This window comes from Lentzea sp. NPDC020367, assembly GCF_044387305.1.
Lineage (GTDB): Bacteria > Actinomycetota > Actinomycetes > Mycobacteriales > Pseudonocardiaceae > Lentzea.
The window spans coordinates 928,663-949,153 of the sequence record NZ_JBIRVV010000003.1; the positions used below are offsets into that span (position 1 = coordinate 928,663).

Sequence of the window (20,491 nt, forward strand, 5' to 3'; positions counted from 1 at the left end):
CGTGAACGCCACCATCTGGAGCCTCAGCGCCATCGTCGCCGTTGCGGCCGTCACGTTCCTCCTCGGCTACGTCGGGTCGCGCAAGGCGAACACCACCCCGGACTTCCTGGTGGCGCGCCGTGCGATCCCGGCCACCCGCAACGCCGCCGCGATCTCCGGCGAGTACCTGTCCGCGGCGTCGTTCCTCGGCGTCGCGGGACTCGTGCTCAAGGACGGCGTCGACGCCCTCTGGTACCCGATCGGCTTCACCGCCGGCTACCTCGCGCTGCTGCTGTTCGTCGCCGCGCCGCTGCGCCGTTCCGGTGCCTACACGCTGCCGGACTTCGCCGAGGCCCGGCTGGGATCGTCGAACGTGCGGCACTTCAGCACGTTCTTCGTGGTCTGCATCGGGGTGCTGTACCTGGTGCCGCAGCTGCAGTCCGCCGGTCTGACGCTGACCACGATCACCGGCCTGCCCGCGTGGTTCGGCGGCCTGATCGTCACGGTCATCGTGGTGATCAACGTACTGGGCGGCGGCATGCGCGCGATCACGCTCGTGCAGGCGTTCCAGTACTGGGGCAAGCTCTTCGCGATCGCCGCGCCCACGTTCGTGCTCTTCGTGGTGTTCCTGGCCTCTCCCGACCGCGGTACGCAGCCGATCAGCGACGACGGCGTGGTCCGGTTCCCGAAGGCCGAGTCGATCACGGTGGCCGAGCAGGTCGTGAAGGTCCGCGTCGACGAGCCGCTGACGTTGAAGGTGACCGGCCAGATCGACGGCAGGAACGCGGACGGTGCGGTCTTCTGGGGCCGCGGTGTCTACGAGCTGAGCCCCGGCACGAAGATGGAGTTCGCCGCCGGCAGCCCGGTGCCGGTGGTCGAGGGCTCGCCGACCAGCAACTACGACTGGACGCGGCCGCAGACCGGCGGCATCTCCGAGCTGATCAGGACGTACTCGCTGATCTTCGCGACGTTCCTCGGCACGATGGGCCTGCCGCACGTCCTGGTCCGCTTCTACACCAACCCGGACGGCAAGGCGGCCCGCCGCACGGCGTTGCACGTGCTCTACCTGCTGGGCCTGTTCTACATCTTCCCGACGGTGCTGGGCGTGCTGTCGCGGCTCTACCTGCCGCAGCTGCTGGTGAACGGCAAGACCGACGCGGCGGTGCTGATGCTGCCGGAGACGATGCTGCCGAACCTGGGCGGTCAGATCGTCGGCGCGATCGTCGCCGCTGGCGCGTTCGCGGCCTTCCTGTCGACCTCGTCCGGACTCGTCGTGTCGGTCGCCGGGGTCGTCTCGACGGACATCATGCCGGGCAAGGTTCGTGACTTCCGGTGGGCGACTGTGTTCACCGGACTCGTCGCAATCGGTCTTGCTCTGCTGCTGCCGCGCTCCGACGCGTCACTGACCGTGGCCATGTCCTTCGCTCTGGCGGCGTCGACGTTCTGCCCGCTTCTGGTCCTCGGCATCTGGTGGAGAGGACTCACCTGGGTGGGTGCCGTGTGCGGGCTCGTGGTCGGCGGCGGCATGGTCCTCACCGCTCAGGTCGTGAGCGTCGTGAGCTCCTACACCGGCCGCTGGGCGCCCGCGTTCATCACCCAACCTGCGCTGATCACGGTCCCGGTGGCGTTCGCGATCATGATCATGGTCAGCAAGGCGACCCGCAGGCGGGTGCCCGCGGACGTCAGTCAGATCCTGCTGCGGCTGCACGCCCCCGACCCGCTGGGATTCATCCGTGACCGCGACATCGCCCGCTTCGGGACCGCGGAGGAGAAGGCCCGGCAGGCCGAGGACAAGCGCAGGGGAGCTGGTCGCACACGGTGAGTAGCCACCGTTTCAAATGGGTGAAATTAGGTCACTCGAATCGGTGAACGGTGAACAAGGTCACGCAGAGTGCTGTTCGTCTACGCATACTGACCGTTCGTCGCATCACCCGACTGCTGGGCGCAACGGCACGAACGGGGTCTTACCTGAGTGACTCAAGTCTCCATACGGTTCCTGACCAAGAACAGACCGCACCTGGAGGCATTACGTGCACGTCACGTTGCTGACACCTACGACGAGTACCGCGAGGAGGGGACTGTGAGCAGCGTTGAACACACCCCGTCTGAGTCGTCCCCAGAAGCGCAAAAGTGGGTCGACGTCCAAGCGAGCGATGACTTCGCCGAGCTGAAGCATCGGCTGCGCAAGTTCGTATTCCCCGTCTCCGGCCTGTTCCTGGCGTGGTACCTGCTGTACGTGCTGCTCGCGGACTACGCGCACGACTTCATGTCCACCAAGGTGTTCGGCAACATCAACGTCGGGCTCATCTTCGGTCTGCTGCAGTTCGTGTCGACGTTCGTCATCACGACGCTGTACGTGCGGCACGCGAACAAGAACCTCGACCCGCTGGCGGAGAAGCTCCGCAACGAGATCGAGGGAGACGGCAAGTGAACGAGTCCAGCCCGATCCTCAACATCAGCATCTTCGGCGTCTTCGTCCTGATCACGCTGTTCGTGGTCATCCGGGCGAGCCGGAACAACAAGACCGCCGCCGACTACCTGGCCGCCGGTCGCGCGTTCACGGGTCCGCAGAACGGCATCGCGATCGCGGGTGACTACCTGTCGGCCGCGTCGTTCCTCGGCATCGCGGGTGCCATCGCGCTCAACGGCTACGACGGCTTCCTGTACTCGATCGGCTTCCTGGTGGCGTGGCTCGTCGCGCTGCTGCTGGTCGCCGAACTGCTGCGCAACACCGGCAAGTACACGATGGGCGACGTGCTGAGCTTCCGGATGCGCCAGCGTCCGGTCCGCGCCGCGGCCGCCACGTCGACCATGGCCGTCTCGTTCTTCTACCTGCTGGCCCAGATGGCCGGTGCCGGTGGTCTCGTCGCCCTGCTGCTCGGCATCACGGGCACGGGTGGCCAGGCGATCGTCATCGCCGTGGTCGGCGCCCTCATGATCGCCTACGTCCTCATCGGCGGCATGAAGGGCACCACCTGGGTGCAGATCATCAAGGCGGTCCTGCTGATCGTCGGTGCCGGCGTCATGACCCTCTGGGTGCTCGGCAAGTACGGCTTCAACCTGTCCTCGCTGCTCGGTGCCGCGGTCGACGCCGCGCCCAAGGCGGGCGAGAAGCTGCTCGGCCCCGGTCTGCAGTACGGCAAGACCGGCACGAGCCAGCTGGACTTCCTCTCACTGGCACTGGCCCTGGTGCTCGGCACCGCGGGTCTGCCGCACATCCTGATGCGCTTCTACACCGTGCCCACGGCGAAGGAAGCACGTCGCTCGGTCGTGTGGGCCATCTGGCTGATCGGCATCTTCTACCTGTTCACCCTGGTCCTGGGCTACGGCGCCGGTGCGCTCGTCGGCCCGGACAAGATCAACGCGGCTCCCGGCAAGGCCAACTCGGCCGCCCCGCTGCTCGCGCTGGAACTGGGTGGCCCGATCCTGCTCGGCCTGATCGCGGCCGTCGCCTTCGCGACGATCCTCGCGGTCGTGGCGGGCTTGACGATCACGGCGTCGGCGTCGTTCGCTCACGACATCTACGCCAACATCATCAAGAAGGGCAAGGACAACGGCAACGGTGACGCCGAGGACAAGACCGACGAGGTGAAGGTCGCCCGCATCACCGCGATCGTCATCGGTCTCGTGTCCATCGGTGGCGGCATCGTCGCCAACGGCCAGAACATCGCGTTCCTCGTGGCGCTGGCCTTCGCGGTCGCCGCCTCGGCGAACCTGCCGACGATCCTCTACTCGCTGTTCTGGAAGAGGTTCAACACCTCGGGCGCGCTGTGGAGCATCTACGGCGGTCTGATCGTGACGATCACCTTGATCATCCTGTCGCCCGCCGTCTCCGGCACGCCGACCTCGATGTTCAAGAACGCCGACTTCCACCTGTTCCCGCTCTCGAACCCCGGCATCGTCTCGATCCCCGTCGCGTTCCTGCTCGGCTACATCGGCACGATCCTGTCCAAGGAGAAGGCCGACTCGGTCAAGCAGGCCGAGATGGAGGTCCGCTCCCTCACCGGTGCGGGCGCCGAGAAGGCCATCGCGCACTAAGCACGCACCACCGGGAAACGGGCCGTCCTTCACGGGGGCGGCCCGTTTTTCGTGCGTGCAACCCTGGATCGGCTGACCGCGTATTGGATGCGAACGCGGCAGAACTTGGGGGACCGGAGTGCGACGAGACGAGGAGTTCTCGCAGTTCTTCACGAGCAGATTCGACTGGGCCCGGCGCACGGCGTACGCGTTGTGCGGTGACTGGTCGGAGGCGGAGGAGATCGCGCAGAACGCCTTCGTGAAGGCGTACGCGAAGTGGCCGAGCATCAAGCGTGAAACGGCGGAGGGCTATGTCCGCACCATCGTGACGCGCGTGTTCCTCGACAGCAGACGTCGTGGCCGCGACCGCGAACGTCCCGTCGCCGACCTGCCGGAACACGGCGTCGGCGGCGGTTTCACCGATCCGGACGCCCGGCTGAACGCGGCGCTGCAACAGGTGGCGCCGAAACAGCGGGCCGCGCTCGTGCTGCGTTTCGTGCACGACCTGTCCATCGAGCAGACGGCCGCCGAGCTCGGCTGTTCGGTGGGCAACGTCAAAAGTCAGACAGCCAGGGGTTTGGCGACGCTCCGCGAGGCGTACGGCGAACCGGTCAACTCGGAGTGTGGTCGATGAACATCGAAGACGAGCTGCGCGGAGCTCTCGACGTCTCCGCGCCGCCTCCCACGACAACGCTGGACCAGGTCATGAAGCGCGGCCGGCGCCGGGTGTTCGCCCAGCGCGCCGGAGCGATGCTCGGAGTGGTCGCGGTGGTCGCCGGCATCGGCATCGGGGCCGCCACGCTGAACCAGGCCGCACCGCCCTCGCCGGCGGACCAGCCGGACTACGGTCCCGCCACGGTGGAGCACGCGCTGGGCTGGCCCAGGGTCGACACCCCGCCGCAGATTCCGCACCGGACTTGGTCGCCCGCATCGAGCGCGCCCCCACCCGCGGGCCGTCCTGTGGTCGACATCCCTCTTTGCGACGTGAAGGCGCCGCGGGAACTGCGGTCGGTGAACCTCGGCGCACGGCAGTTCGACCCCGAGACCGTTGCCGCGTGGCTGGCCCAGGCGAGGAAGGCGGTGCCGGAGGTCACCATCGGCGCCGCTACGTCCAACCCGGCACAAACCAGCTACGAGGCCGACGTGTCCGACTCCCGAGGCACCGGCAGCATGAGGATCACCCTCGCCAGGTTCACCGGTAGCCCGCTGGAGAACGCGAACGACGCGCTGTGGGAGACCGGTGACTGCCAGCCCGCTCGGCGGCTCGTCGTCGACGGCTCGGTCGTGCAGTTGCACGGCGTGCGGCCGTACGAGCCGTTCCAGACGCTGGTGCAGGTGTTGAGGGTGTACCACAAGGACAACACGTTGATTCAGCTCGAACTGCGCAACTTCGGCAGCCCGGACGTGCGTCCTGACCCGAAGCAGCCAGGTTCCTGGGAACGTTTCGGGGCCGGGCGCGCCACGCTGCCGTTGTCCGAGGAACAGTTCTCGAGGCTCGGGCCCGCCATCGCGGAGGTGGTCTGAGGGTGTCCCGTGCCGGAGGTTCACGTCCGTGCAACCTCCGGCATGGGAACATCTACGGCGTGACTGTTCCAAGCGTGGAGATCGCCGAGGTCCCGGCACAGCTGCCCGAGGGCGCCGTACTGCTGGACGTGCGCGAGCAGGACGAGTGGGACGCCGGCCACGCGCCCGGCGCGCTGCACGTCCCGATGAGCGAGATCGGTGCCCGTCTCGAAGAGGTGCCGAACGACGTGCAGCTCTACGTCGTGTGCCGCGCCGGTGGCCGTTCGGCCCGCGTGACCCAGTACCTCAACGAGAACGGCTGGGAGGCCGTGAACGTCGAGGGCGGCATGCAGCACTGGGAGGCCGCCGGTCGCCCGCTCGAGGGCGGCACCGACGGCATGGCGCCCGAGGTCATCTGATCGTGCAGCCGCTGCAGCCGATGCGCGTGGACTGGGTGGCGACTCCGCCACCCGGTGCCTATCCGCAACCGCAGAACCGGTCGCAGCGGCTGTCCTACGGTGGTCCGCCGAACTACCCGGTCCCGCCGCGCTGGGGTTTCCCCCTGCTCGCGTGGCGCTGGCCGACGGCCGTGGCCAGCACGGTCGAGCAGGCCGACTCGGTCGACAACGTCCGCCGGCTCGGCAAGACCGCGCAGAACTCGCTCTGGGTCGTCGCCTTCGTCGCCCTGTGGGCGGCGGGGTCCGAGATCTGGCGTTACGTGCTGCTCGTGATGAGCCGGTTCGGCGCTCTGGACGCGAACGTGGTGCTCACGTCGGACGCCATGGTCGTGTCCTCGTGGACGGTCATGTTCGTCGGCTGGGCGCTGTCACTCGTGCTGGTGCTGGTGTGGATCCGGCGCGCGCGGAACGTGGCCGCGGACCTCGTGAGCTACGGGCCGTCCCGGTCTGGTGTGAACGCACTCCTGCTCCTGCTCGCGCCCTTCGTCAACCTGGTCGTGCCGGGTTCGGTGCTGGCCGAGCTGGAACACGCGGTGGCGCGCCGCCCCGTCGGCGAACGTCCCCGGCCGTCGAAGCTCCTGCTCTGGTGGTGGGGTTTCTGGGTCGCGGCCGGGTTGATGTTCTGGATCAACCTGTTGTGGCTGAACCTCGCGGACAGCACGCAGGCGCTGGCGAACGGCGTGCTGCTGCACGTGTTCCAGGACCTCGTGCTGGTCGGGGTCGCGGTGACGACAGCGCTGGTCGTCCGCCGGATCACCACGCTGCTGCTGCCGGTGGACGCCGCGTCCGTCCGGCTGATGCGGGTCGTCGAGGTCAAGGACGCCCCCGAACCGCCGCTGCGGTCGGTGCGCGCGTCCGGCTCGCCCCGCTGACGCTGTTCAACCGACGTTCGCCCTGCTGGACCTGCCGACGTTCTTCCGGCCGTGCCAGGTTGGATGAATGAGGACACTCATCGGGGCTCTGGTGATCGCAATGGCCACCCCTGGCGTCGCCCAGGCGCACCACCGGGACTTCGACCTCCAGGCACACCGCGGCGGCATCGGCCTGACCGTGGAGAGCACGCTCAAGGCGTTCGGCAAGGCACTCGAACTCGGCGTGACGACCCTGGAGCTCGACCTCCAGATCACCAGGGATGGTCGTGAGGTCATCACCCACGACCGCAGGACGAACCCGGCGAAGTGCCTGGACACGAAGCCCGCGTTCCCCGGCGATCCCGAGTTCCCCTACGCCGGCAAGTACGTGAAGGACCTGACGTTCGCGCAGGTGCGGACGCTGGACTGCGGCAGCACGAGGTGGTCGCAGTACCCGGACCAGGAACTCTCGCCGGGCGCCCGCATGCCCACCCTGGACGAGTTGTTCGACCTCGCCCGCAAGCACCGCGCGTGGGGCATCCGCTTCAACATCGAGACCAAGGTCGAGGCCGCCGCACCGCACGAGACCGCGCCACGTGAGCAGTTCGTGCAGCGCGCCGTCCGGGAGATCCGCCGCTCGGGCTTCCTGGCGAACGTGACCGTCCAGTCCTTCGACTGGGGCACGCTGATGCGGTTGCGCGAGGTCGAGCCGCGCATCCCGCTGGTGGCGCTGACCCAGCCGGAGATGCTGCGGCCGGGTTCGCCGTGGACGGGTGGTCTCGAACTCGCCGACTTCGATGGCAGCGTCGCGAAGATGGCGAAGAGCTTCGGCGCGGCGGCGCTCTCGCCGGTGCACGGCAACCCGCAGGGCGGCAAGGTCGGCGACCCGGACTACGTGCCGTTCACCACGAAGGCGCTCGTGCAGGACGCGCATCGGCAGGGGCTCAAGGTGATCCCGTGGACGACCAACGACCCGGCCACCATGCACAAGCTGATCGACGACGGCGTGGACGGCATCATCACCGACTACCCGGACCGGCTGCGGAAGGTCATGCAGGAACGGGGTTTCCCGTTGCCGCGCAAGTACCGCCGCTAGTCAGCCGTGGGGCCTGCGCGGGAGCTGGGGCAGGCCCAGCAGGGTCCTGACCTGGGTCGAGGTCAGTCCCATCCGCCGGACGATTCGTTCTGGGGCCCAACGCAGTTCGTGGTGCAGTGCCACGACGATCGCGTTGATCTCCTGCTCTGCCGCGGAGATCTCCTCGGTCCGGTCCGCCTTCAACCGGTCGGACTTCTCCGTCGCCGCGAGGACCAGCTCCTCGAAGTCCTTGCCGTGCGTCTTCAGGTAGTTGTCGTGGTAGCGCTTCCTCGCGGCGTCGTCGGCGATCCGGAAGAACTCCGACCGCGCCATGTCCCAGGCCATCCAGCGCTGCCACCGTCCCAACCAGACCTTCGGCTGGCCGGGTCCGTTCTTCTCCCACTGCTGCCACGCGAGCAACCGCGCCTGGCTCACCTCCCAGTCGCGGTCGCGGGTCAGCTCCTGCAACGCCCGGTCCGCCGCCAGCGATTCCTCGCCCAGCGGCGATCCGGTGAGGATCGCCTGTGCCGCATAGGCACGGCGCATCAGTTCCTCTTCGCCGCTCACCCAGCGCCCAGCGGAAGCGAGTGCAGGCCGCGGATCACGAACTCCGCGCGGCGGTTGGGTTCCTCGGCCAGCACCGCGCCGGGAAGCTTGCGGTGCAACGAGGACAGCGCCGCCTCCACCTCGATGCGGGCCAGCGGCGCGCCCAGGCAGTAGTGGATGCCCATGCCGAACCCGAGGTGCTGGTTCTTCTCGCGGCCGATGTCGAGGACGTCCGGGTTCTCGAAGACCAGCGGGTCGCGGGCGGCCGCGCCGAGCAGTGCGGCGATCTTCTCGCCGGGCTCGATGACGTGGCCGGCGATCTCGACGCGTTCGGTGGCCGTGCGTTCGAAGAGCTGCAACGGCGAGTCGTAGCGGATGAGCTCCTCCACGGCCGTGGGCATCAGTTCGGGGCTGAGTCGCTCCCACTGCGAGCGGTGCTGCATCAGCGCGTAGACGCCGTTGCCGATGACGTTGACCGTGGCCTCGTGGCCCGCCATCAGCAGGAGCACGGCGGTGGCGACGAGTTCGTCCTCGGTGAGTCTGGCGCCGTCGGTGTCGGTGACGGCGACCAGGTCGGAGACGAGGTCGGCGCCGGGGTTCTTGCGGCGCAACGCGACCAGTTCGCGCAGGTAGGCGACGAACTCGGTGGCGGCGCGTTCGGCCGCGGCCTGCTGGTCGGCGGGCAGGCCGTACTCGTACATCTTCACGATGGCGTTCGACCACGGCTGGAGCAGGTAGCGGTCCTGCTGCGGGACGCCGAGCAGCTCCGCGATCACCTCGACCGGCAGGGGCGCCGCGACGTGGGCGAGCAGGTCGGCCTGGCCCTGGTCCTTGATCTTGGCGGCCAGCTCGTCGACGAGCCGGTCGGACAGGTCGGCGACCCACGGGCGCAGCCGCTCGACGTGACCGCGGCCGAACGCGGCGGCGACCAGCCGGCGCAGGCGGGTGTGCGTGGGCGGCTCGTTCTCCAGCAGCGAGTTGCGGTGCAGGAGGTTGAAGGACATGAACTGCTCGACCGGCTTGACGTCCGACCAGATTCGCCCGAACGAGCGATGCCGCAGCACCGCCGAGCAGGCCGCGTGCGACACCGCGACAGCGACGTCCATCTGCTCGTGGTGATGCACCTCACCGGCCTCACGCAGGGCGGCGAACGCCGGGTACGGGTCGGCGATGAACGCGGGATCACGCTGGTCGAACGTCACAAGGCGGGACGGTAAGTCGCGATCGGCGTTTCGTCCACGCCCATTTGATTGATGACTCAAATTGTTGCGCAGGAACTATCGTCTGGTCTTGTGCAGCAGCCAGCGATCGTCGCGCACCGTGGCGCGTCCACCGACCGTCCCGAGCACACCATCGGCGCCTACGAGCTCGCGCTCAAAGAGGGCGCGGACGGCCTCGAGTGCGACATCCGCCTGTCGAAGGACGGCGAGATCGTGTGCGTGCACGACCGCACGCTCACCCGCACGTCGAACGGCCGTGGCACGGTCAGCGCGCTCTCGCTCGAAGAGCTGCGGAAGTTCGACTACGGCAGCTGGCACCCCCACCGCCAGCCTGCCGGGCTGCTGGTGCTGGACGACCTGCTGGAGCTGGTCAAGGGCAAGAACGTGCAGCTCTTCGTCGAGACCAAGCACCCGGTCCGGTACCGCAACGAGGTCGAGCGCAAGCTCGCCGAGGCGTTGAAGAAGCACGGGCTCGGCGCCCAGATCGTCATGATGTCGTTCTCGCCGACCGCGGTGAAGGCGTTCCGCGAGCACGCGCCGGACATCCGCACGGTGCTGCTGCTCGACCGCCTCGGCCGGTACCGCGGCGGCTCGCTGCCGTCGTTCGCCGACTACACCGGGCCCGGTCTGCACCTGCTGCGCAACGACCCCGAATACGTTGATCGGGCGAGGCGCGCCGGTCACGAGACCTACGTGTGGACGGTGGACAACGCCGAGGACGTCGCGCTGTGCCGTGACCTGGGGGTCCGCTACCTCGCGACCAATGCCCCGGCGAACACCCGCCGCCTGCTGACGGCTAATTTGGCGACCTAGACAAGCCTGAGCACGAGGAGGGCCAAGGTGGCCAAGCGGACCGCGGTCAAGGACGCACCGAAGGACGGGATCAACCCGAAGCAGCCCTGCCCGTGCGGGTCCGGCAAGCGCTACAAGGCCTGCCACGGCGCGCCCGGCGGAGCGACGGACGTCATCGTGTCCCGTCCGTTCGAGGGTCTCGCCGCCGAGTGCGAGCTGATCGCGCTGCGCGAGTTCGTGCCGTCGGCGATCGTGAAGCTGCCGACCAAGGACGGCCGCGAGGTCACCCTCGCGACCGTGCTGCCGATGGCCGCCGCCGGCCTGATCCGCGGCGACGACGTGCCGTTCGTGGGCCTGCAGGTGCAGACGCGCTCCGGCGACATCAGCCGCGACCTGGCGCGGGCGCTGCAGTGGGCGCAGCAGGCGAAGACCGGTGACGTCCTGCCGGTCGTCGGCCCGGACAACGGGGACGACCCCGGCCGTCTGCAGGACCTGCTCGACGCGGACGCCGACATCACGCCGGTGCTGCACACCGACTTCGTGTGGTGGATGCCCGAGGGCACCGAGCCGACGGGCGACGTCGCGCTGTCCCTGGAGCGGGCGAACGCGGCGATCCTGCCGACCGAGCGCCTCGACGCCCCCGGCGTGAAGGCCGCTTACTGGGTCGACGCGGGCGACAAGGCGCACCTGCGCTGGGTCCGCCCGGAGCCCGAGGAGAAGTTGCTGCCCGCGATGGCCCGCCTGGCCGCCCGCGGTGAGCTCGACCTCGGCGAGGGCTCGCGCTACGCCGGTTCGTTCCGCGCGCACGGCCTGCTCGTGCCGGTCTGGGACCTCGACCGCGAGATGCACGCCCGCGAGTGGGCCGAGTCGGCCGAGGCGCTGGGCAAGCGTTTGCTGGAGGCGCTGGCCATCGACGAGCCGCTGAGCGACGCCGAGCGCCGCGCCCGTGACGGCCTGCGTGGCCGCCAGATCACCCTGCGGTAGTCTACCGGGTTGTCCACATGGTTGTGCACAGGGAGCTGTGGATAAGTGCTGCTGCACATCATCACGACGGCCGGCTGGGCTGCTGCCCAGTCGGCCGGGTCGATCCCGCCCGCCGAGGGTGAGGAGTTCGTGCACTGCTCCGACCGGGGCGTCGTGCACGTGACGGCCGGAAAGTTCTTCCACGGGCAGAGCGGCCTGCTGCTGCTCGTCGTCGACCCGAAGCTGCTGGGCATGCCCGTCCGGTGGGAGGCGGTGGCGGACTCGCCGCTGTGGTTCCCGCACGTCTACGGGCCGATCCCGGTCGCCGCGGTGGCCGAGGTGCACGAGTTCCCCAGTGAGCGAGACGGTTCGTTCGTTCTGCCGGAAGCCGTTGCCGTTTTGTGATTTAGTTTGGCAACCGTTCGACTCGCCCAGGCGTGGATCCCTCGAAGCCAGTGTGCTGCTTTGGGGGAGGGGGTGTGCCGTGACGGCGGTGCTGCAGCTGGGGACAGCCGCCGAGCGCGGCGGAGAAAGAGCGGAAGCCGTGGGGGACTTCGCTGAGTTCGTGCGCATGTCCATGCCCGGACTCCTGCGCTACGGGCACGCGTTGACGGGAAATCCGCACGACTCGGCCGACCTGGTGCAGGCCGTGCTGGAGAAGGTCGGCTCGCGCTGGGCCGCCGTGCAGCGCAAGGGTGACGACCCGCTCGCGTACGTTCGCAGGGCGATGGCGAACACGCACATCAGCATCTGGCGCAGACGTCGCCGGGAGAGCCTCGTGGCGGACTTCCCCGACAGCGGAGCCGTGGCTCCCGAGCTGAGCAGGCTCGAGAACGAACCGCTCTGGCAGGCGCTGCGCGACCTGCCGCCACGACAGCGCGCGGTGGTCGTGCTGCGCTACTACGAGAACCTCTCCGAGGCCGAGATCGCGAGCGCGCTCGGAATCTCGTGCGGCACGGTGAAGAGTCAGAGCAGCAAGGCCATGGCGAGCCTGCGAACACGCTTGGGGAAGGAGTGACCGGTGGACGACCTGGATGATCAGCTGCGCAAGCTCTTCAGCGATGATCGGCTCGACGTGCACTCCCCACCCGTCGCCGCCGAGACCGTGGTGCGCGGTGCCGCCCGCCTTCGCCGCCGCCGTGCCGCCATCACCGGCGCGTTCGCCGTGGCGGTCCTGGTCGGTGCCGGGGCAGGGCTGGCCCAGCTGGGCAAGGGCAGGTCGGACGACACGGTCAGCGCGTACCTGACCACGGCCACCCCGACCAGCTCGACGACCACGCCTCCGACGTCGGTCAGCACGTTCACCTCGACGGTGATCGTGACGACGAACCCGCCGCCGAACTCCAACGGCGGCAATCCCGACACCCCCGGCACCGGGACCAGGAGCGACCAGAAGTCGGATCCTCCTCTTCCACCGCCGGCCACGCCGGAGGCACAGCCCGGCCGGTACGGATCGCTCGCGCTGGGGATGTCCGAGGGCGACGCGCTCGCGACCGGCTCTCTGGTCGAACCGAGCACCCCGGCCGATTCCGAGAACAGGTGCAAGGCGTACGCGACGAAGTCGGTGCCGGACAGCAACGCCGTGATCGTCTCGCCGGCGCGGGGAATCGTGCGGATCACGCTGGCGAGCTTCGCCAAGACGCCCAAGAACGTCGGCGTCGGTTCGAAGGTCGCCGACGTCAAGACCGCCTATGCGAATGCCACGCAAAGCGGTTCCAACGTGGTGGTGTCAATGAACGCGACACCGGCGTGGTCGTACATCTTCGAGAGTGACGGAAGCACGGTGACCACCGTGTTCATGCGGCTGAATGCGAACGACTGCACGGCCGTCTGACAATTCGATCTTGCTGAGGTCCCGCCGCTCATTGGGGGTGCGGCGGGGCTTCGGTGTACCCGTTTGCGGACGAATTCGCTGTGATCTCTTCGTGACTCAGAACTGTGCAACCTAGCTTCTCGGGTGGCGTCTTACTGGGTGTCCGAAAGGGCATGGGGGTTCGTCATCAATGGGGGAAATAGAAATGAACAGCTCTGTCAAGCTTGCGCTCGTCGTCGCGGTGGCCGTTTCCGGAATTGCCGCGTGCACATCCACTCCGGCGCCGAAGCAGAATTCCGCGCCCGCCACCGAATCGACCTCCGTCACGTCGCCCGCGGTCGTGACGGAGGTCGTGACCGCGACGGTGACCAACCCGCCGCAGGCCGTGGTGAAGGTGGACAACCGGCTGGGCTATGGCACCGTCAAGCTGGGCATGACGCTCGAGGAGCTGAACGCGGTCGGCCCGACGCAGCTGTCCTGGAACATCCCCGGTGACGGTGTCTGCGTGAGCGACGGCAAGGTCGCGATCTCCAAGAAGTACGGCGTCGTCCGGATCACGCTGCCCGCGGACGCGAAGACTTCCAGGGGAATCGGCGTGGGCTCGACCTTCGCCGAGGTCAAGAACGCCTATCAGGGCGCGTCCGAATGGCGCGCGGGATGGTCGGCGCCAATCGACGACAGCGCCTCCTACGCCTTCATCGGAAGCTCCCAGTCCGACCACTTCGCCGACAGCGACAAGGTCACGCTCGTCCAGATGTACGCGCTCGGCAACGACTGCGCGATGGCCCATCTCTGATTCTCCAGAAGCCACCGTGCCCGCCCCGCTGGGGGTGGGGCGGGCGCGGTACCTGAACGCCAAAAAATTTCCTGGGGGGAATAGAAATGAAGCGCTCGATCATTCTCGTCGCAATCGCCGCCGCTCTCGGTCTTTCCGCGTGCACGTCCACGCCGACGCCCGCGCCGGACACCACCGCCACGTCCAGTTCCGCGCCGTCCAGCGCGACGCCGCCGCCCGCGGTGGTCACCACCGTCGTGACGCAGACGGTGACCAACCCGCCGCCTCCACCGGCCAAGCCGGTGATCGGCTCGTTCGGCTACGGCGACCTGAAGCTCGGCATGACGCGGCAACAGGCGCTCGACGCCAAGCTGATCGGCCCCGCTCTCGAAGGCGGCCAGCCTGCCGACTCCTGCACGCTGCACGAGATCACCGGCACCAAGCAGCGCACCTGGGTGTCCAAGAAGCTCGGCGTCGCCTCCATCACTTTCAGCCCGGAGATGACGTCGGACGGCGTCGGCATCGGGGCGACCGAGGAGAAGCTGAAAGCCGAGTACACCAACATCAGGCCGACAGGCCCGAACTACACCTGGGTCGCTGACGCCGACGACAACCCGGCGGCCAGGTTCGTCTTCGGGGTGGACAAGGAGAAGAAGACTCTCTGGGCGGCGTACCTCGCGCTCAACGAGCAGGACTGCCACAACTAGCCGAAAAGATCTTCGGCGGTGATGTCGAGATCCGCGTTTCGGCTCCGTCCCCGCGGTGGAAGTGACCATGATGGGTCGCAAAGCACCGAGGGAGACACCGGAGATGGCGAAGTACCTGCTGCTCAAGCACTACCGCGGCGCGCCTGCGGCGGTGAACGACGTACCGATGGACCAGTGGACGCAGGACGAGATCACCGCGCACGTGAAGTACATGAACGACTTCGCGGACCGGCTCAGGACCACCGGTGAGTTCGTCGACGAGCGGGCGCTCGCGCAGGAGGGCACCTGGGTCCGGTACGACGGCGAGGGCAGGCCGCCGGTCACCGACGGGCCGTTCGCGGAGACGAAGGACCTCATCGCCGGCTGGATGATCATCGACACCGACAGCTACGAACGCGCGCTCGAACTCGCGGCCGAGCTGTCGGCGGCGCCGGGCAAGGACGGCAAGCCGATCCACGAGTGGCTGGAGATCCGTCCGTTCTACGGCCACGCGCCGACGATCACGGAGTGACGAGTGGACGAGGCACTGCTCAGGAGCCTCCTGCCGGCGGTGCTCGGCATCCTCGTCCGCCGCGGAGCGGACTTCGCGGCGGCCGAGGACGCCGTGCAGGACGCGCTGGTCGAGGCGGTCCGCGTGTGGCCGGAGGATCCGCCGCGGGATCCGAAGGGCTGGCTCGTCACGGCGGCCTGGCGCAAGTTCCTCGACGCCACGAGAGCGGCGACGGCGCGGCGCAGGCGTGAGGACGCGATCGATGCCGAACCGGAGCAGGGCCCGGCGTCGGACACCGACGACACGTTGCAGCTCTACTTCCTGTGCGCGCACCCATCGCTCACGCCGTCGTCCGCCGTCGCGCTCACGCTCAGGGCCGTCGGCGGACTGACCACCCGGCAGATCGCCCAGGCCTACCTGGTGCCGGAGGCCACGATGGCCCAGCGCATCAGCCGGGCCAAGAAGACGGTCGGCGACGTGCGGTTCGACCAGCGCGGCGACGTCGCCACGGTGCTGCGCGTGCTCTACCTGGTCTTCAACGAGGGCTACTCCGGCGACGTCGACCTGGCCGCAGAGGCCATCCGGCTCACCCGGCAGCTCGCCGCCGTGATCGACCACCCCGAGGTCGCGGGGCTGCTCGCGCTCATGCTCCTGCACCACGCCCGCCGCGCGTCCCGGACCAGCGACGGCCGTCTGGTGCCGCTCGCCGAGCAGGACCGCGGCAGGTGGGACACGACGCTGATCGCCGAGGGCGTCGAGATCCTGCAGGCGGCGCTCGCGCAGGACCGGTTGGGCGAGTTCCAGGCGCAGGCGGCCATCGCGGCACTGCACGCGGACGCGCCGGTGGCCGACGAGACCGACTGGGTGCAGATCGTGGAGTGGTACGACGAACTGCTCGCGCTGACCGACAGTCCTGTCGTCCGGCTCAACCGCGCGGTGGCCGTGGGGGAGGCGGACGGACCGCGTGCCGGGCTGAAAGCGTTGGCGGAACTGGACGATTCACTGCCCCGCTACTCGGCCGTGGCGGCATACCTCCACGAGCGCGACGGTGACCGGCGAACGGCCGCGAAACTCTACGTCGCGGCGGCGGAGAAAGCGTCGAACCTGGCCGAGCGGGAATACCTCACCCGTCAGGCCGCTCGCCTCAACAACTGAAAGGACCGCCTCACCCGATTAGGTGAGGCGGTCCTTTGTGATCAGGCACTCAAAGCGTGCGAAGAAAAACTCAGAGCTTGCCGCCCGCGGCGGTCGGGGCGCCGGAGTCGGCACCCTCGTCGCCCACGCTCTCGCGGGTCAGGAAAGTCTCGACGTAGAACATGTTGCCGTCCGCGCGGTCCATGATCGTGAGCAGCGTCTTCATCGAGGAGACCTCCTCGACCTGCTCCTTCAGGAACCACTGCATGAACTGCTCGCCGATGTAGTCGCCCTCCTCGCGGGCGGCCTTGGCGAGGCCCACGATCTGGTCGGTGACCTGCTGCTCCTGGCGCAGGGCCAGGTCGACGAGGTCGCGCGGCGACTTGAACTCGTTGAACGGCGCCTCGACGCCGGGAATGGTGATGGCGATGTCGTTGTCCATCAGGAACTGCACGATCATCATCGCGTGGTTGCGCTCTTCGAGGGCCTGGCTGTAGAAGTGCGACGCGAGGCGGGGGAGGTCCTCGTTGTCGAACCAGACGGCGAGTGCGATGTACTGCTGCGAAGCGGAGAACTCGTTGCCGACCTGAGCCTGCAGCAGCTCGTGGAACTTCGACTTCTTGGACAGGATCTTCTTCACGTTCGAGGCCATGCGGAGTACGTTAGCCGAGAACAAAGATCTTCGCATTCCAGGAAAAGCTAACCTTTGTTTGGAAAGGTGATCCAAACAAAGGTTAGGCGTTCCTAACGATCACACCAATGGCGCGCGGTCGATCGGGCACGACATGCAGCGGGGTCCGCCGCGGCCGGAGCCCAGTTCCGAGCCGGCGATCCGCAGCACCTCGACGCCCGCTTCTTCGAGCCGCTCGTTCGTCTCGACGTTGCGCTCGTACGCCACGACGAGACCAGGCGCCACGGCGAGCGTGTTGTTGCCGTCGTCCCACTGCTCACGCTCGGCGGTGACGATGTCGAGGCCCGTGTCGATCACCCGCAGCCGTTCGATGCCCATCGCCTCGGCCGCCGCCTCCAGGAACGGCACGGGGCCGTCCACCCGCACGCCACCGTTGCCGTCGGCGCGCAACGGGTACGCGGTCAGCGTGTGGCGGATCGCCGGGTACATCACCACGGCGTCGCGGTCGACCATCGTGCAGACGGTGTCGAGGTGCATGGTGGCGCGTTCCTGCTCGATCGGCACCGCCAGCACCGTGTGCGCCAGGCCGTCCGCGAGGGCGGAGCGGGCGAACGACTCCGCGCCCGCCGGGGTGGTGCGCTCGCCGACGCCGATGGCGATCACGCCCGGCGCGAGCAGCAGCACGTCGCCACCTTCCAACGGCGCCGAGTGCGCGCCGTACGCGCGGCCCGTGCGGCGGAACCGCGGGTGGTAGGCGTAGATCAGGTCCGTCAGCGTCGTCTCGCGGTCGCGGGCGGGCAGCGCGAGCGACGTGATGGCCACGCGGTCGCCGACCCAGACCGACGAGTCGCGGGTGAAGAGCAGGTTCGGCAGCGGGTCGACGGCGAAGTCGATCGGCAGGTGCATCTTGCGCACCAGCGACGCGCCCTCGGCGGCCGGCATCTCCTCGAACGTCATGCCGGTCATCAGCACCTGCGCGAGCTGCGGTGCGTCGAGCGAGGTGAGGTGGCTGCGCAGCGCGTCGGCCAGGTCGATGCCGAGGCGGCGCTCGTTGACGGCGCTGTGGATGCCCGCGATGCGCGCGCGGTTGTCCTCCAGGGCCTGCACCAGCACGTCGGCCAGCAGCAGGACCTCGACGCCCTTCGAGGTCAGCGTCGCGGCGAACGCGTCGTGCTCCTCCTGGGCCCTGCCGACCCACGGCACGCCGTCGAACAGCAGCTGGTCGTTGTTGCGCGGGGTGAGCCTCTTGAGCTCGTTGCCCGGCCGGTGCAGCAGCACCGTGCGCAATGGGCCGACCTCGCTGTCCACGCGGGGCGCGGCGTCCGGAAGTGCTTCGGTCTCAGCGATCGTGTGCGCAGTCACCCGACGAGCGTAACCCTGAACAGCACAAATCGCCGTCCGCGAGCCGAAAATCGCAACGAATGGCGGTAAATTATGGAATCTACCGTGGAATCGTTACGGCAACCAGCTCACTTTGCCGCGCAACATTGTGTAGCCGATGAACGCGACCACGTCGAGGATGGTGTGGGCGATGACCAACGGCCACAACCGCTTCGTGCGCTGCCAGTAGAAGCCGAACACCAGGCCCATGACCACGTTGCCGACGAACCCGCCGAAGCCCTGGTAGAGGTGGTACGAACCGCGCAGCACGGCCGCCGCGAACAACGCCGTGTACTGCCGCCAGCCGAGCTGCTCGAGCCGCGTGATCAGGTACCCGACGACGAGCACCTCCTCCGCCCACGCGTTGCCGGCGGCGGCGAGGATCAGCGCCGCGCTCATCCACCACTGGTTGTCCAAAGTGGACGGCTGGACGGCGAGGTTGAGCCCGAGCGCCCAGGCGGCGAAGTAGAGCCCCAGACCGGGGATGCCGATGATCGCGGCCAGTCCCAGCGCACCCAGCGAGTCCGCGAGCTTGCGGGTGCCGTCGAGGCCGATGACGCGCAGCTTGATTCCGGTGCGCCACAACAGGTACAGCCCGATGCCGCCCCACGCGGCGAGTTGCAGCACGCCGAGCAGCTGCGCCACGAGGTCCAGCAGGTCGGCGCGCGCCTGCGGGACGTTGATCGCGACGGACTGCTGGTTGAGCGGCGTCGGCTGCAGCAGGCTGTCGATCAGCCGCACGAGGCTGCGCAGCCCGGACAGCCCGAGCGTCATGCTGAAGACGATCAGCAGTTCGAGCTGGTAACCGCGCTTCTCTTCGGCGGGAATCAAGGTCACCAGCCAGACGCTACCTCTGGGACAGGAACGGGCAGCCCATCAACCGCCGCAGTTCCGCGGCGAGTTCCTGCGGAGTGCTGACGGGCTTGGAGAACGCGATCCGCACGTCGTGGTCGTCGCACTCCGCCTCGATCCGCAGCCGCAGCCCGAACCGGTCGAGCCCGAGCGGCCGGACGTGACCGGTCCGCAGCTCCTCCGGCAGGTGGCGGGAGAGCTGGTCGACGACGTCGCTGTGCGCGGCCTCCAGGTGCCGCAGCCAGTGGTCCTCGTTGCCGCAGAACGGGTCCGGTGCCGCGCTCGCGAACTGCTCCGGCCTGATCGACGACGTGCCCTCGGCGTCCGCGATCACCATCGACGCGGGTGTGAGCCGCAGCACCGAGGCGCCGTGGCCCGCGTCGAGCAGCCGGTGGTCCGGACGCACGTCGGCGACCGCGAGGATCTCGTCACGCGCCTCCTTGTCCTCGAGCGCCGCGACCCAGCCGGTGAGCCACAGCAGGCCGCGGACGGGTTCGCGCAACGGCACCGGCGCCTGGTCGGCGATCTCGAGCATCGCCGTCACCTCGGCCCGCGGGGTCTGCCACAACTGCCCGACCAGCGGGTGTTCGTCGGGCAGCAGCAGGATCGTGGTGCCGCACGGGTGCACGTGGTGGAACAACGGGCTCGTGCGGGAACCGGACTGAGGAAGCAGTGCGGCAGAACCGTGCCGGGCCGCGATCGTGCGGGCGCGCTCTGCGGCGTGCGGCGCCGGCGGGCGCTTGGTCTGGGTGTCGGTCACCGCTGCACCTCCTCGAAGGTTAGGCAAGCCTAACTTAGCTTGGCGCGTCATGGGAAGCGTCACCTGTACGGTGGACGGGTGGTCGTGCCCAACAAGCCGTCCACCGAGGTGACGGCGCTCGACGATCGGTGGACCCGGCACTGTGTCGACCGGGCGAGCCGCCGTGCACTGATGTGGACTGTGGTTGCCGGTGCGGCCTTCGCGCTCCAGTTCGTGCTGGTGCTCGTGTGGTCCTGGTCCTCACCGGTGGCGCTGGTGTTGTTGTTCTTCGCCGCGGCCGTTCTCTGGACGGTCACGCGACGACGTCCGGTGCGTTTGCCGGAAGGGGAGCCGTGGATCTTCGCGCAGGCCCGGTGGGAGGGCGGCCGGTTGGTGGTGCTGGGGTCACCACCGCTGTTGCTGACTCTGAGAGTGGGTCCGTTGCTGCGTGGACGGATCGCCCGGCATCGCCGCGTGTGGTTCGTTCCGCCGGACGCCGCGGGGAACACCGTTGTGACGTTCAGGGGAGTTCCACAGCTCATCACCGCCCGCGTGTTTCGATGATC

The 20,491-nt window shown here is 68.5% G+C and carries 24 protein-coding genes; 18 read left to right on the plus strand and 6 right to left on the minus strand.

Annotated features, from left to right (window positions below; genetic code table 11):
• The first annotated feature begins 1 nt into the window (after position 1).
• From ACH413_RS16885 to ACH413_RS16920, 8 genes are all read left to right on the plus strand, one after another.
• The gene (locus ACH413_RS16885; RefSeq protein WP_360047135.1) at positions 2–1,801 is read left to right on the plus strand and encodes a cation acetate symporter; all 1,800 of its coding nucleotides are present in this window, start codon (positions 2–4) and stop codon (positions 1,799–1,801) included.
• A gap of 258 nt (positions 1,802–2,059) precedes the next feature.
• A complete protein-coding gene (locus ACH413_RS16890; protein ID WP_330271711.1) occupies positions 2,060–2,410 on the plus strand; it encodes a DUF485 domain-containing protein in 351 nt (116 codons plus the stop codon).
• Positions 2,407–4,017: a cation acetate symporter gene (locus ACH413_RS16895; RefSeq protein WP_360047136.1), complete on the plus strand. Its 1,611-nt coding sequence runs from the start codon at positions 2,407–2,409 to the stop codon at positions 4,015–4,017. The genes ACH413_RS16890 and ACH413_RS16895 overlap by 4 nt, the downstream gene beginning before the upstream one ends.
• Positions 4,018–4,135: 118 nt before the next feature.
• A complete protein-coding gene (locus tag ACH413_RS16900) occupies positions 4,136–4,630 on the plus strand; it encodes a SigE family RNA polymerase sigma factor (RefSeq protein WP_360047137.1) in 495 nt (164 codons plus the stop codon).
• Positions 4,627–5,520 carry a hypothetical protein gene (locus ACH413_RS16905; RefSeq protein ID WP_360047138.1) on the plus strand — a complete coding sequence of 298 codons (894 nt, stop codon included), beginning with the start codon at positions 4,627–4,629 and terminating at the stop codon, positions 5,518–5,520. The genes ACH413_RS16900 and ACH413_RS16905 overlap by 4 nt, the downstream gene beginning before the upstream one ends.
• Before the next feature lie 59 nt (positions 5,521–5,579).
• On the plus strand, positions 5,580–5,918 hold the full coding sequence (locus ACH413_RS16910) for a rhodanese-like domain-containing protein (protein WP_360047139.1): 339 nt from the start codon (positions 5,580–5,582) through the stop codon (positions 5,916–5,918).
• A 2-nt stretch (positions 5,919–5,920) separates the two neighbouring features.
• Positions 5,921–6,829 carry a DUF4328 domain-containing protein gene (locus ACH413_RS16915; RefSeq protein WP_360047140.1) on the plus strand — a complete coding sequence of 303 codons (909 nt, stop codon included), beginning with the start codon at positions 5,921–5,923 and terminating at the stop codon, positions 6,827–6,829.
• A 67-nt stretch (positions 6,830–6,896) separates the two neighbouring features.
• Positions 6,897–7,904: a glycerophosphodiester phosphodiesterase gene (locus ACH413_RS16920; RefSeq protein WP_360047141.1), complete on the plus strand. Its 1,008-nt coding sequence runs from the start codon at positions 6,897–6,899 to the stop codon at positions 7,902–7,904.
• Here ACH413_RS16920 and ACH413_RS16925 read toward each other — a convergent pair whose 3' ends face one another.
• Both ACH413_RS16925 and ACH413_RS16930 read right to left on the minus strand, forming a co-directional pair.
• A complete protein-coding gene (locus ACH413_RS16925) occupies positions 7,905–8,429 on the minus strand; it encodes a hypothetical protein (RefSeq protein ID WP_360047142.1) in 525 nt (174 codons plus the stop codon).
• A 17-nt stretch (positions 8,430–8,446) separates the two neighbouring features.
• A complete protein-coding gene (locus ACH413_RS16930) occupies positions 8,447–9,631 on the minus strand; it encodes a cytochrome P450 (protein ID WP_360047143.1) in 1,185 nt (394 codons plus the stop codon).
• A gap of 90 nt (positions 9,632–9,721) precedes the next feature.
• Here ACH413_RS16930 and ACH413_RS16935 point away from each other — a divergent pair, with 90 nt between their 5' ends.
• The 9 genes from ACH413_RS16935 to ACH413_RS16975 all read left to right on the plus strand — a co-directional run bounded on the left by ACH413_RS16935 (position 9,722) and on the right by ACH413_RS16975 (position 16,344).
• Positions 9,722–10,462, plus strand: coding sequence for a glycerophosphodiester phosphodiesterase family protein (locus tag ACH413_RS16935; protein WP_360047144.1), 741 nt, complete (start codon positions 9,722–9,724; stop codon positions 10,460–10,462).
• Positions 10,463–10,489: 27 nt separating this feature from the next.
• Complete coding sequence (locus ACH413_RS16940) at positions 10,490–11,425, plus strand: DUF5926 family protein (protein WP_360047145.1); 936 nt, start codon at positions 10,490–10,492, stop codon at positions 11,423–11,425.
• A gap of 45 nt (positions 11,426–11,470) precedes the next feature.
• Positions 11,471–11,809 (plus strand): DUF952 domain-containing protein, encoded by a 339-nt coding sequence (locus tag ACH413_RS16945; RefSeq protein WP_360047146.1) that lies wholly within the window; start codon positions 11,471–11,473, stop codon positions 11,807–11,809.
• Positions 11,810–11,897: 88 nt separating this feature from the next.
• Positions 11,898–12,422, plus strand: coding sequence for a SigE family RNA polymerase sigma factor (locus ACH413_RS16950; protein WP_360047197.1), 525 nt, complete (start codon positions 11,898–11,900; stop codon positions 12,420–12,422).
• A 3-nt stretch (positions 12,423–12,425) separates the two neighbouring features.
• Positions 12,426–13,238 (plus strand): hypothetical protein, encoded by an 813-nt coding sequence (locus ACH413_RS16955; RefSeq protein WP_360047147.1) that lies wholly within the window; start codon positions 12,426–12,428, stop codon positions 13,236–13,238.
• Between the two features lie 184 nt (positions 13,239–13,422).
• Positions 13,423–14,013 (plus strand): hypothetical protein, encoded by a 591-nt coding sequence (locus ACH413_RS16960; RefSeq protein WP_360047148.1) that lies wholly within the window; start codon positions 13,423–13,425, stop codon positions 14,011–14,013.
• Between the two features lie 86 nt (positions 14,014–14,099).
• On the plus strand, positions 14,100–14,699 hold the full coding sequence (locus tag ACH413_RS16965) for a hypothetical protein (protein WP_360047149.1): 600 nt from the start codon (positions 14,100–14,102) through the stop codon (positions 14,697–14,699).
• A gap of 103 nt (positions 14,700–14,802) precedes the next feature.
• The gene (locus ACH413_RS16970; protein WP_093594853.1) at positions 14,803–15,210 is read left to right on the plus strand and encodes a YciI family protein; all 408 of its coding nucleotides are present in this window, start codon (positions 14,803–14,805) and stop codon (positions 15,208–15,210) included.
• A gap of 3 nt (positions 15,211–15,213) precedes the next feature.
• Positions 15,214–16,344: a DUF6596 domain-containing protein gene (locus ACH413_RS16975; RefSeq protein WP_360047150.1), complete on the plus strand. Its 1,131-nt coding sequence runs from the start codon at positions 15,214–15,216 to the stop codon at positions 16,342–16,344.
• A gap of 70 nt (positions 16,345–16,414) precedes the next feature.
• Here ACH413_RS16975 and ACH413_RS16980 read toward each other — a convergent pair whose 3' ends face one another.
• The 4 genes from ACH413_RS16980 to ACH413_RS16995 form a co-directional block, all read right to left on the minus strand.
• Positions 16,415–16,975 carry a ferritin gene (locus tag ACH413_RS16980; protein ID WP_360047151.1) on the minus strand — a complete coding sequence of 187 codons (561 nt, stop codon included), beginning with the start codon at positions 16,973–16,975 and terminating at the stop codon, positions 16,415–16,417.
• Between the two features lie 99 nt (positions 16,976–17,074).
• Positions 17,075–18,262 (minus strand): arginine deiminase, encoded by a 1,188-nt coding sequence (locus ACH413_RS16985; protein WP_330278274.1) that lies wholly within the window; start codon positions 18,260–18,262, stop codon positions 17,075–17,077.
• A gap of 147 nt (positions 18,263–18,409) precedes the next feature.
• Positions 18,410–19,108 carry a CPBP family intramembrane glutamic endopeptidase gene (locus tag ACH413_RS16990; RefSeq protein WP_360047198.1) on the minus strand — a complete coding sequence of 233 codons (699 nt, stop codon included), beginning with the start codon at positions 19,106–19,108 and terminating at the stop codon, positions 18,410–18,412.
• 73 nt (positions 19,109–19,181) lie between these two features.
• Positions 19,182–19,946, minus strand: a complete 765-nt coding sequence (locus ACH413_RS16995; RefSeq protein ID WP_360047152.1) for a DUF2470 domain-containing protein — start codon at positions 19,944–19,946, stop codon at positions 19,182–19,184.
• A 78-nt stretch (positions 19,947–20,024) separates the two neighbouring features.
• Between ACH413_RS16995 and ACH413_RS17000 the strand changes: the two genes are divergently transcribed.
• Positions 20,025–20,489, plus strand: coding sequence for a hypothetical protein (locus ACH413_RS17000; protein ID WP_360047153.1), 465 nt, complete (start codon positions 20,025–20,027; stop codon positions 20,487–20,489).
• Positions 20,490–20,491 lie beyond the last annotated feature (2 nt).

Bases quoted from the DNA above. Each gene is read 5' to 3' on its own strand.
- ACH413_RS16980 (WP_360047151.1), bottom strand. From the start codon at position 16,975: ATGGCCTCGAACGTGAAGAAGATCCTGTCCAAGAAGTCGAAGTTCCAC.
- ACH413_RS16920 (WP_360047141.1), top strand. From the start codon at position 6,897: ATGAGGACACTCATCGGGGCTCTGGTGATCGCAATGGCCACCCCTGGC.
- ACH413_RS16925 (WP_360047142.1), bottom strand. From the start codon at position 8,429: ATGCGCCGTGCCTATGCGGCACAGGCGATCCTCACCGGATCGCCGCTG.
- ACH413_RS16965 (WP_360047149.1), top strand. From the start codon at position 14,100: ATGAAGCGCTCGATCATTCTCGTCGCAATCGCCGCCGCTCTCGGTCTT.
- ACH413_RS16970 (WP_093594853.1), top strand. From the start codon at position 14,803: ATGGCGAAGTACCTGCTGCTCAAGCACTACCGCGGCGCGCCTGCGGCG.
- ACH413_RS16905 (WP_360047138.1), top strand. From the start codon at position 4,627: ATGAACATCGAAGACGAGCTGCGCGGAGCTCTCGACGTCTCCGCGCCG.
- ACH413_RS16990 (WP_360047198.1), bottom strand. From the start codon at position 19,108: ATGACGCTCGGGCTGTCCGGGCTGCGCAGCCTCGTGCGGCTGATCGAC.
- ACH413_RS16960 (WP_360047148.1), top strand. From the start codon at position 13,423: ATGAACAGCTCTGTCAAGCTTGCGCTCGTCGTCGCGGTGGCCGTTTCC.